Below are 11,132 nucleotides of genomic sequence, written 5' to 3'. Positions count from 1 at the left end.
CCGTTTGACGGCCACCCCCGGCCCGCCGGAAGACGGGCGGCCGTCGGCGTGAGCCCCGTGCCGGAACCCGAGATCCCGACGGCTCGGCCCACCGATCCCCTGCTCGAGATCTATCTGGAGCGCCGGGCCAACCTCGTGCGGTTCTTCGCGGCCCGGACCGGCTCCCGCGGCATCGCGGAGGACCTGGCCCAGGAACTCTATGTGAAGCTGGCCACGCGCGACCCGTCCGTGACCGCGGAGAATCCGGTCGCCCTGATCTATCGGGTCGCCACCAACGTCATGCTCGACCGCGCCCGCGGCGAGGCGCGCTCGATCGCGCGCGAGGCGGCCTGGCGGCGGGTGGCCCACGCTTCGATCGGGGGCGAGGACGTCGCCGAGGAGACGCCGGCCGACGAGGCGGTCGCCTCGCGCCAGCGCCTGCGTCAGCTGGTGGACGCCGTGGCCGAGCTGCCGCCGCAGATGCAGCGCGCCTTCCGCACGCACAAGCTCGAGGGCCACAGCCATGCCGAAACGGCGCGGATCATGGGGATATCGGTCAAGTCGGTGGAGAAGCACGTCTCGGCCGCGCTCAAGGCGCTGACGGAGAAGCTTGGCCGATGAACTACCATAAATTGCATCCCTCGACTGGGGGGCGTGGCCGGCCGGCGGCGTCTATCCCTGCGACGGGCCGCCGCACGCGACGGTTCTGGAAGGGACGATGATCAACGCTTGGCGACATGGCGACGATGCGCGGCGCGAGGACGCCGCCGCATGGGTCGTGCGGCTCGAAGCCGGCGACCTCGGCGACGCCGAGGCGGCGGCGTTCGACGCCTGGCTGTCGGCCAGCCCGGCCAACGCCGCCGCCTTCGACGCCGCCCTGGCCGTTTCGCACGCCTATGCCGCCGCGGCGGACGAGGTGGCGCTCGCCCTCTCCCAACGCCGCCCGGCCCCTTCCCGGCCGACGAACCGCCGGGCCCTGGTGGGCTTCGGGCTCATGGCCGCCGCCGCCGCGCTCGCGGTGGTGGTCGTCCCGGAGATCTCGGGGCCCCAGACGCAAACCTACGCCACGGCCAAGGGCGAGCGGCGGACGGTCGCACTCGCCGATGGCTCCACCGTCGACCTCAACGGCGGGGCCCGGCTGTCCGTCAGCCTCGGCCGGGACGGCCGGCGCGTGACCCTGGCCGAGGGCCAGGCCGTGTTCGACGTGGCCCATGACGCCCGCCGCCCGTTCACGGTGGCGGCCGGCGACCGGACGATCCGGGTCGTCGGCACCCAGTTCGACGTCCGGCGTCTCGGCGGCAAGGTTTCCGTCACCGTGGCCCGCGGCGCGGTCGAGGTTCGGCCTGCCGACGGCGCGGCGGGCAAGGCTTATCGCCTGCATCCCGGTCAGCGCCTCGACCACGTCGAAGGCGCCGCCGCCACGCGCGTGGCCGCCGCCGAACCCGCCGAAGTGCTGGGCTGGCGGTCGGGGCGGCTGGTCTACCGCCAGCAACCTTTGAGCGACGTCATCGACGATCTCAACCAGCAGTTTTCCACGCCGATCCGGGTGGACGACCCCGAGCTCGCGGCCACCCCCATCTCCGGTGTGCTGGTCCTCGACGATCAGGATGCGGTAATCCGCCGCCTGGCCTTGCTGGTTCCCATAAGCGCGGTACGTTCCGACGCGGGCGTGGTCCTGCGGCGCGATGTTGCGTCCGACCGCTGATGAGGGCGTGGAGCCATACCGAGGCGCAGTTTGCCTCTGCGGACGTTGCTCGGCGGCGTCGCCCTGGCCTGCGTGGCGGGCGGCGCTGAGGCCGCCGACGCGCGCCTGCGCTTCGCGATTCCCACCCGCTCCTATGCCGACGCCCTGATCGACCTCGGGCTCCAGGCCAACATCTCGATTCTCGGCACGGCCAATTGCGGGCCGGACGGACGGGTGACCCTTTCAGGCCGGCACAGCGTACGCGAGGCGCTGGACCGCCTGCTGGCCGGCGCGCCGTGCCGCTACGCCATCATCGACACCCGGACGGTGCGCATCCTGCCGGGGGCCCGGCCGGCGCCCGACGAGCCGCCGGGTCGCGACACGCCCCGCGCGCCGGCGCTGGTGTCGGAGGTCGTCGTCACCGCCGCCAAGCGGCCCGTCGCGCTCGAACAGCTCCCGGCCGGGGTCAGCGCGATCACCCGGGACCAGATCGCCGCCACCCGGGCGGTCGACGTCCGGCAGACCACGGGCCAACTCGCCGGCGTGCTGACCACCAACCTCGGGCCGGGCCGCGACAAGCTGCTGATCCGCGGCCTGTCCGACGGCGCCTTCACGGGCCGCGCGCGCTCCACCGTCTCGACCTACCTCGACGACGCCCCGATCAACTACAACGCCCCCGATCCGGATCTCCGCCTCGTCGATATCGATCGCATCGAGGTCGTGCGCGGGCCCCAGGGCGCGCTCTACGGCTCGGGCTCGATGGCCGGCATCTATCGCATCGTGACCAGCAAGCCCGATCTGGAGCGCCCGGCGTTCGGCGCCTCGGCCGGGATCGCCTCGACCAAGGGCGGTGATTCCAGCCACGAGTTCGACGGCTACGCCAGCCTGCCGCTGATCAAGGACCGCATCGCGGTCCGTATCGCCGCCTATCGCGACACCCAGGGCGGCTACCTCGACGACGTGAAGCTGCGGATCGCCAACGTCGACCAGACCCGGCGCGACGGCGGCCGCATCGCGGTCCGCGTCCGGATCGACGACCACTGGCGGCTCGACGCCCTGGCGGCCACCCAGCACCTGCGATCGAACGACACCCAGTACGTCACCACCCAGACCGGATCGGCGCGCGGCGGCCTCGGCATCGCGCTCGAAAACCCGGACGACGGCGGGATCGGCGCCCCGGCCCAGCGCGCCAACCGGGTGCGCGAAGCGCACAACAACGACTTCTCGTACGTCGGCGCCACCCTGCAGGGCGAGTTCGCCTGGGGAACCCTCACGTCCTCGACCAGCTACGTCCATCACGTCTTCTCGAGCCAGTTCGACGCCTTCGCGGCCCTCGATCCGTCGATTCCCACCGCGCCGCTCGGCGGCATCGCCGGCGCCGCGGATCTCGGCGTCTTCACCGAGGCGACGCGCTCGAACCTGCTGGTCCAGGATGTGGTGATCCGCTCGTCCGGCGTCGGGGCGTTCAACTGGATCTTCGGCCTCTATGCGGCGCGCACCCTCGAACGCTACCCCTCGACCCTGGGCGTCCTGTCCACCGGTTCGGTGGTGATGACCGCCTATTCCGAGAACCGGAAGGACCGGCAGCGCGAGTACGCCGTCTATGGCGAAGGCTCCTACGACCTCGGCGGCGGCTGGAACGCGACCCTCGGAGGCCGCCTGTTCGAGACCCGCGTCCACACCACCGCGGCGCTCGACGTGGTCCGGCCCTATGAGCCGCGGTCCTTCGACCAGGCCCGCACCTTCAACGGCTTCTCGCCCAAGCTCTCGATCCAGCGCCAGTTCGCGAACGGCGATCTGATCTACGCCCTGGTCACCGAGGGCTATCGGCCCGGCGGCTTCAACTCCAGCGGCTTCTTCCCGATCCGGGCAAGCCGGGCCGCCTTCGCCGCCGACCGGCTGCGCAACTTCGAGGTGGGCGTGAAGGTCCGCCGGATGGACAACCGGCTGGGGGTCAGGGCGGCCGCCTACTACGACGACTGGAGCCACATCCAGAGCGACCGCTACCGCACCTCCGGCCTCGCCTACACGGCCAATGTCGCGGACGCCCACATCGCGGGCCTCGAGGCCGAAGTCGTCTACGACTGGCCCTTCGGGCTCTCCCTGCAGCTCAACGGCCTGCTCTCGGATTCGCGGGTGAAGAACCCCAATCCCGACTTCAACGCGCCGATCACCGACGACCTTCCGGGCGTCCCGAAGGTGTCGGGCGGGTTGCTGGCGGCCTACGAGCATCCCCTGCCCGGCGATTTCACGCTGCGGCTGGTGGCCGAGGCCAACTACGTGGGCCGTTCGACCCTGACCTTCGACGCGAGCCAGCAGCAGCGGATGGGCCGCTATCTGCGCGCTCAGCTCTCGGCCGAATTGGCCACCGATCACTGGCGCCTGATGGCCTACGTCAGCAACCCGTTCGACGACGACGGCGACACCTTCGCCTACGGCAACCCGTTCAGCTTCAGCCAGCAAGGGGTCCGGCAGGCCACCCCTCAACGCCCGCGAACGGTGGGTCTGCGACTCGGCGCCGCATTCTGAACCAATAGTAAAGCTTCGGCTGGGGGGCTGGGCCCGCGGGCGGCGTCTTATCTCACAACGGGGTTGTCGGGATGGGAGCGTTCGGGGTGGTCAGGCTGTCTGCGCTCGTTTGCGTGCAGAACCAGGATGCGCGGCTTTCGGAATGCCTGCGCAAACTGTCCTTCTGCGATGAGATCGTGGTGGTCGCCGACCGCTGCACCGACCGCTCGCAGGAGATCGCGCGCCGGCAGGGCGCCATCGTCATCGACGGCATCTTCCCGCTCGAGGGCCAGCGCAAGGCCGCGGGCGTCGAGGCCTGCTCCGGCGACTGGATCCTGGAAATCGACCCCGACGAACTGGTCGACGCCGCCCTCGCCTGGGAGATCCGCGCCGTGCTGCAGATGCGCCCCGCCGGCGACTGGTACGACCTGCCGATCGACAACTATGTGGGCGAGACCCTGGTCCGCGACGGCTGGGCCGGCGCCCTCAGCGCCCGCGCCGAACCGCGGCTCTACAAGCGCGGCCTCAAGGCCTGGGAGCCCTGCCGCGTCAATGCACCGGCCGTCATGGCCGGCCGGGCCGGCGGCGCGCTCAAGGGCGCCATCCGCCGCTCCCTGGGCCGCGACGTCGGCGGCCTGATGGAGCGGGTGGCCCGCCTCTCCGCCCTCGCCGCCGAAGACCTGGCCGACACCGGCCGCCCGGCGCGCCTGGCCCCCGGGGTCTGGGCGGCCCTGGCGACCTTCCTCCACGCCTATGTCGGCCGCGGCGGCTGGCGCGAAGGCCGCCTCGGCCTCTTGGTGGCCCTGCTCTCGGCCAGCCTGCCCCTGCTCTCCCGCGCCCGCGCGGCCGACGTCGTCACCGCCCGCAAGGCCGCGACGCACGAGCCCGCCCGCGTCTCCGGCCTCCGCGGCGCGGTCGGCCTCGCCCGCTGACGGCGGGGGGTGGCCGACGCCCCTCCGCCGCCGCGCGACCCGGACATCCTCATCGCCCGGGCAGAGCATCGACGCGCCACCAGCGGTGGTCCTGACGTCAGGGTGTGTCGTCGATCACTTGCGACAATGGCGGCGCAACGTCCTCCAGCGCCCGCCGCTCCGCGGCCAGGCCCCAGACGCGCGCCAGCAACCCTGCGACGATCATGAGCACGCCGCCGAGGATATATCCGCCCATCACCCGCTCCGGCTCGCCGGTGTCGATCAGGGCCCCGAAGAGGGCCGGGCCGCCCACGCCGCCGACCAGCGTGCCGAAGGCGTAGAACAGCGAAATGGTGACCGCGCGGATCTCCAGCGGAAAGCTCTCGCCGATGGTGAGGTATGCGGCGCTGGCCCCTGCGGAGGCGAAGAAGAAGATCACGGTCCACGCGACCGTCTGGGTGGCCGCGGTGAGCCAGCCTTCGGCGAAGGCGTAGCCCGTCACGCAGAGCAGGACGCCCGCCAGGCCATAGGTCAGGCCGATCATGATCCGGCGGCCGACGCTGTCGAAGAGCGGACCCAGAAGCAGCGGCCCCAGGAAGTTCCCGGCGGCGAACGGCAGGATGTACCAGCCGATGTCCGCGGGCGCGATCTCGTAGAACCGCGTCAGGATCATCGCGTAGGTGAAGAAGATCGCGTTGTAGCAGAAGGCCTGGGTCGCCATCAGCACCACGCAGAGAGCGGTGCGCCCGGGGTAGGCGACGAAGAGCGTGCGCACGATGTCGGTCCAGCGGGTCCGGACGGGGCGCAGGCGCAGGGCGTCCAGGTGAACATGCGGCGGGGTGGGCCGGCCGGTCCGGCGGGCGACGTCGGCTTCGATCCGGGCCACGACCGCTTCGGCCTCGGCCCCGCGCCCGTGCGTCATCAACCAGCGCGGGCTCTCCGGGATGAACCGGCGCAGCCAAAGGATGATCAGCGCCAGCAGGCCGCCGACGATGAAGGCAAGGCGCCATCCCAGGGCCTGGTCGATGACCTCGGGGTTCAGCACCACCAGCGACCCCATCGCGCCGATCGCGGCGCCGACCCAGAAGCTGCCGTTGATGGCGAGGTCGGTGTAGCCGCGCCGCCGGGCGGGGATGAGTTCCTGGATGGCCGAGTTGATCGCGCCATACTCCCCTCCGATCCCGGCCCCCGTGATGAAGCGGAACAGGAGGAAGGACCAGAAGTCCCAGGCGAAGCCGGTGGCCAGCGTCGCCAGCAGATAGACGCCGATGGTCCAGGTAAAGAGCTTGCGACGGCCGAAATGGTCCGTCAGCCGGCCGAACACGACGGCGCCCAGCACGGCCCCGAGGATATAGGCGCTGCCGCTCAACCCGATCTGGGTTGCGCTGAGTTGCAGGCCGTCGGGGCCCGCAATGGCCGGCGAGAGGGCGCCGACGAGCGTCACCTCCAGGCCGTCGAGGATCCAGGTGATGCCCAGCGCCGCGACCACAAGCCAGTGGAACCGGCTCCAGGGGAGACGGTCCAGCCGGGCCGGTATCTGCGTCGTGAACGCCCCGGAACGATCCGGAGTCACGTCGGCCGGGTCTCCGCCACGACGACGCCCGACCTGGGCGTCCCCGCAAGCCTCAAGGCTGCGGCTCCGGGATCGGCGACCGCGCCGGGTCGAAGGTGTCCTCGAGGGGCGCGCAGGCGATGCCCCAGGTCTCGGTCAGCGCCCGCCGAAGCTCCGGTCCATGCCGACGGCCTGCCAGCTTTTCCCCGACCAGGGCGAAGGTGACGCCCGGCCGCGTCGCCAGCAGCAGGGCCTCGCGGGCCGTCCGGGCGACCCCCATCACGTCGTATCCGAGATCGCTGAGCGCGGGGGTGAGCCGGTCCAGGACCTCGGGGTTCTCATGGGCCAGTAAGACTGTCTTCAATTGAGCTCTCCTCCTTCCATGTCGCTACGCGAAATATCGTAAAGCGATGCAATGCGAATATGACGATGGCGTGAGCAGCGCGCGGCGGAGGCGCCGACGCGGCGGCGCCCGCAGTTGTGGCGCTGGCTGCGCCGCTGGGCCCGCCCTGGGCGTCAAGCCGTCGCCCCGGCTCAACTCCCGGCGCTGACGAGCACGAAGGGCGCCCAGGAGCCGGGGTGAGCCCAGATCGGCGACCAGCCCGGGAGGGGCATGCCGTCCGGCGATCGGCCGGTGCGCACGGCGCGCATCGCCGCCTGCAGAGCCTGAGCTTTGGAGAGCCGGGGGTTGGCCCGCTGCAGGGCGATCGTCTGCACGGTCAGGGCGGCGGTGACGTCGTCGCCGACTTGCCAGTGCGAGACCATCAGCGCGCCCGCCCCGGCGTAGAGGAACGCCTTGGTCAGGCCGGACAGGCTCTCCGCGCCGGGCGTGCCGTCGGCCGCGGCGGTGTTGCAGGCGGAGAGGATGACCCAGTCGGCCGACAGGCTCAGGCGCGCCGCTTCCGACGCCGTGAGCACGCCGTCGTCCTCGGCGGTGGCGACGGCGGGGGGCGTCAGGACGAGGCCAGGCTCCTGCAGGCCCTTCAGGGTGCGGGGAAGGAGGCCGTGGGTGGCGAAGACCACCACCTGGGCATGCGCCAGGTCGGCCGACGCCTTGACCGCCGCCTCGGTCGCCTGCTCGCCCATGTGCAGCGCCGATGCCGGCGCGCCGAGCGCCTGGGCCATGGCCTTGAGCTCGGCGCGCGTGCCAGGCAGGGCGGCCAGGCCCTGACGCAGGATGGCCGGATCGGCCAAGGCGGCGCCGTCGGCGCTCAACCCGCGGAAGGCGCGCAGGTCTCCGCGGACGCCGGCGGCGGGTTCGTAACCCGCCAGCACCGGGTCGCCATAGGCGGCCAGCGGCTGGCGCCCGGGCGGGGCCTCCAACGCGTCGAGGGCGCGCAGGCTGGAGACCGAGGGCAGGGTCACCAGCGCGTAGCGGTCGGCGAGCCACGGCCCGTCGGCCAGGCCCGGCCCCCGATCGCCCTGCGTTCCCGGCGGCGCGGTCTGCAGGACGCCGAGCGGCAGCCCGCTGAGTGGCCCCGTCGAGACCACATAGACGGTTCGGACGCCCGCCAGTGCGCCCTCCACCGGCCGCACCAGGTCTCGATAGAGCCCGTAGGCGGCCTGCCGGTCGAACCCGGGGAGGTCGTCCTCGCCCGCTTCCGAGGCGGGCGGCGACGCCCGGCAGGTGTCGGGGTCGGTCTGGCAGCGCAGGGTGGCCACGGCCGTGGCCACCGCCCGGGCGCCGCCCGCCACCCGCCGCCAGGCGACGTTGGAGCGGCTCACGGCGAAGACGTGCACGTCGGCATTCGAGGGCACGACGAGCAGGAGGCCTTCCCCGCGGGCGAGCCGCGCCTGGACCGTCTCGAGGCTCAGGGCCTCGGGCGAGACGAGTTCGGCGTAACGGGGGAATCGGGACCGGATCTCGGCCTGCAGCCGCGCCATCTCCTCCCCGGCCTGCGACAGCTCCCGGCGCATCGCCGTGACCGTGGCGGCGTCGTCCTGGCCCAGGGCGGCCAGCAGGCGAGCCTCCTGGCCGCGCATGATCACCGCCAGGTCCTGTCGGCGTCGCACGATGTCGGCCAGGCCCGCCCTGCCCGCGGCCACCCGCGCGGCCGCCTGCGCCAAGGCCTCGCCCGCGGCGGACTGGTCCAGGTCCTGCGCCGCCAGGAAGGCCCTGCCCCGCACCGCGGGCCGGCGACGCGGCGCGCTTTCGGCCAGGCCCGCGGCGGTCGCCAGGTAAATGCGGAACGGGGCGCCGTCGCCCGGCCGCACGGCGCCTTCGTCGCCGCGGTCGGCCGCCACGCCGCGCTCGCGAAGCCGCAACCGCCGGGCCGAGGCCGCAGCGATGGCCGCATACGGCTCGGCCTGGGCGTAGCGGGCCTGGGCGCCCAGGTTGAACGCGAGGTTCGCGTAGCCCACCGCCGTGTCGGGATGGCCGTCGCCGAGGGCGGCGCGACGGATATCCAGCGCCTGGCGGTAGAGGGCCTCGGCGTCGGGGCCCCGCCCCTGGCTCTCCAGGACCGAGGCCAGGTTGTTCAGGCTGGTGGCGGTGTGCGGATGGCGCGGGCCCAGCTCGGCGGTGCGGATCTCGAGCGCCTGCCGGTAGAGCGGCTCGGCGTCGGCGAAGCGTCCCTGGGAGTCCAGGTTGTAGGCGAGGTTGTTGAGGCTGGCGGCGGTCAGGGGGTGACGATCGCCCAACGCCTCCCGCCGGACCGCCAGCGCTTGGCGGTACAGCGGCTCGGCGTCCGCGAACCGTTGCTGGTCGTCCAGGTTGGCGGCCAGGCTCTCCTCGCTGGCCGCGGTCAGCGGGTGCTGGTCGCCCAGTGCGGCGCGCCGGATCTGCAGCGCCTTGCGGAACAGCGGCTCGGCGTCGGCGTGGCGGCCTTGGGCGTTGAGCAGGGCGGCGAGATTGCCGTAGCTGCGCGCGGTCTCCGGGTGGGCCTCCCCCAACGCGGCCTGACGGATCGCGAGCGCCCTGGCGAGGAGGGGCTCGGCCTCGGCGTAGCGGCCCTGCTCCTGCAGGTTCACCGCCACATTGTTGTAGCTGCTGGCGGTGGTGGGATGGTCCTCGCCCAGCGCCGTCCGCCGGATTTCGAGCGCCTTGCGGTAGAACGGTTCGGCCTCGGCGTACCGGCCCTGTGAGTCCAGGTTGACCGCCAGGTTGTTGTTCGCGAACGCTGTCGTGGTGTGCGGGTCGCCGAGCGCGGTCCGGAACACGTCCAGGGCCCCGCGCAGCAGCGGCTCCGCCTCGGCGTATCGGCCCTGGGCGTTCAGGTTGGCGGCCAGGTTGTTGCCGCTGGCGGCTGTGTCGGGGTCGCGGTCGCCCAGCACGGCCTTGCGGATTTTCAGGGCTTCGACCAGCAACGGCTCGGCGTCGGCGAAGCGCCCTTGGTCGGCGAGGTTGAAGGCGAGGTCATTGAGCCCGGTGGCGACACCCAGGTCGCGCGGCTCTGGCGCGGCGCGGCGGACCTCCAGCGCCTTGCGGAACAGCGGTTCGGCCTCGGCATGGCGGCCCTGGGCGTTGATAACCGAGGCCAGATTGGCGAAGGCGATCGCCGCCTCCGGCCCGCGCTCGCCGCCCAGCGCCAGCCGGATCTCCAGCGCCTTGCGATAGAGCGCCTCGGCCTCGGCGGCCTTGCCCTGCGCGCTCAGATTGGCGGCCAGGTTGTTGTAGTTGGTCGCGGTGGCGCCGTGACGCTCGCCCAGCGCCGCCTGGGTGATCTCCAGCGCACGGCGCAGCAGCGGTTGCGCCTCGGCGTAGCGGCCCTGGCCGTCCAGCGCATACGCAAGGCTGCTGTAGCTCAGCGCCGTCGACACATCCCGCTCGCCCAGCGCCTTCAGGCGGATCTCCAGCGCCCGGCGAAGCAGGCCCTCGGCTTCCCCGTAGCGCCCGGCCTCCCCCACGACGTCGGCGATCAGGCTGAGCGACACCGCCACCCGTGGATCGTCCGGGCCGAAGGCCCGCTCCTCGATGGCCAGCGCCTGGCGCATCGCCCGCTCGGCGTCATCCCACCGCCCGGCGTCGCGCGCCGCCAGATAGGTCTTGGACAGGGCGTCGATCTGCGCCGTGTCCGGCGGCGCAGGCGCCCAGGCGCCGATCGTCAGGCTGGCCGCCGCGGCCGCGAGCATCCGGCCCCAGGCGCCGGCCGAGGCGCAAACGCTCACCCGCACGCCGCCCCGCTCTTCCTGCAGGCCGGCGGCTGTTGCCGGTCGACATGGCTAGGCCGCGCCACGCTCTAAGTCGCCCTCCCCACGCGCAGGAGAGAACGCTCGCATGAACGCCCTGTCCGTCAAGCGATCATGCCGCCCGTCGAATGTCCGCAGTCCGCCTCCGCGGCTCGGGAACGGGCGAGTAGGCGAAGCCAGCCGAGCCAACCGCGTTCGTCGAAAGTCGACTCGGAGGCGATCGTGGCAAGGTCCGCTGCGAGGTGGATCGGCTACACGGTGATCTGCGCGCCCATCTCCACCACGCGGCCGGGCGGGACCTTGTAGAAGTCGGTGGGGTTGGCGGCGTTCTTCATCAGGAAGATGAACAGCTTGTCCTGCCAGAGCGGCA

The 11,132-nt window shown here is 72.5% G+C and carries 8 protein-coding genes; 4 read left to right on the top strand and 4 right to left on the bottom strand.

From position 1 onward, the window contains the following. From AX721_RS17390 to AX721_RS17375, 4 genes are all read left to right on the top strand, one after another. On the top strand, positions 1-600 hold a 600-nt coding region (locus AX721_RS17390; protein WP_369807923.1), incomplete at its 5' end, for an RNA polymerase sigma factor. Between the two features lie 97 nt (positions 601-697). Continuing rightward, complete coding sequence (locus tag AX721_RS17385; protein ID WP_068877252.1) at positions 698-1,684, top strand: FecR domain-containing protein; 987 nt, start codon at positions 698-700, stop codon at positions 1,682-1,684. Between the two features lie 30 nt (positions 1,685-1,714). Then, on the top strand, positions 1,715-4,192 hold the full coding sequence (locus AX721_RS17380; protein WP_156467221.1) for a TonB-dependent receptor: 2,478 nt from the start codon (positions 1,715-1,717) through the stop codon (positions 4,190-4,192). Positions 4,193-4,278: 86 nt separating this feature from the next. After that, complete coding sequence (locus AX721_RS17375; RefSeq protein ID WP_068877250.1) at positions 4,279-5,103, top strand: hypothetical protein; 825 nt, start codon at positions 4,279-4,281, stop codon at positions 5,101-5,103. A 97-nt stretch (positions 5,104-5,200) separates the two neighbouring features. Here AX721_RS17375 and AX721_RS17370 read toward each other — a convergent pair whose 3' ends face one another. The 4 genes from AX721_RS17370 to AX721_RS28375 form a co-directional block, all read right to left on the bottom strand. Then, positions 5,201-6,655 carry an MFS transporter gene (locus AX721_RS17370; RefSeq protein ID WP_068877249.1) on the bottom strand — a complete coding sequence of 485 codons (1,455 nt, stop codon included), beginning with the start codon at positions 6,653-6,655 and terminating at the stop codon, positions 5,201-5,203. Between the two features lie 52 nt (positions 6,656-6,707). Next, the gene (locus AX721_RS17365) at positions 6,708-6,998 is read right to left on the bottom strand and encodes a hypothetical protein (protein ID WP_068877248.1); all 291 of its coding nucleotides are present in this window, start codon (positions 6,996-6,998) and stop codon (positions 6,708-6,710) included. A gap of 170 nt (positions 6,999-7,168) precedes the next feature. Beyond that, positions 7,169-10,747: a tetratricopeptide repeat protein gene (locus AX721_RS17360; RefSeq protein ID WP_068877247.1), complete on the bottom strand. Its 3,579-nt coding sequence runs from the start codon at positions 10,745-10,747 to the stop codon at positions 7,169-7,171. Between the two features lie 266 nt (positions 10,748-11,013). After that, on the bottom strand, positions 11,014-11,132 hold a 119-nt coding region (locus tag AX721_RS28375), incomplete at its 5' end, for a hypothetical protein (protein ID WP_231754730.1).

This window comes from Phenylobacterium sp. CCH9-H3, assembly GCF_001557235.1.
Classification (GTDB): Bacteria; Pseudomonadota; Alphaproteobacteria; order Caulobacterales; family Caulobacteraceae; genus Phenylobacterium.
The sequence above is the reverse complement of the archived record's forward strand: the minus strand, read 5'-3'. Positions and strand labels throughout refer to the sequence as shown.

Bases quoted from the DNA above. Each gene is read 5' to 3' on its own strand.
- AX721_RS17385 (WP_068877252.1), top strand. From the start codon at position 698: ATGATCAACGCTTGGCGACATGGCGACGATGCGCGGCGCGAGGACGCC.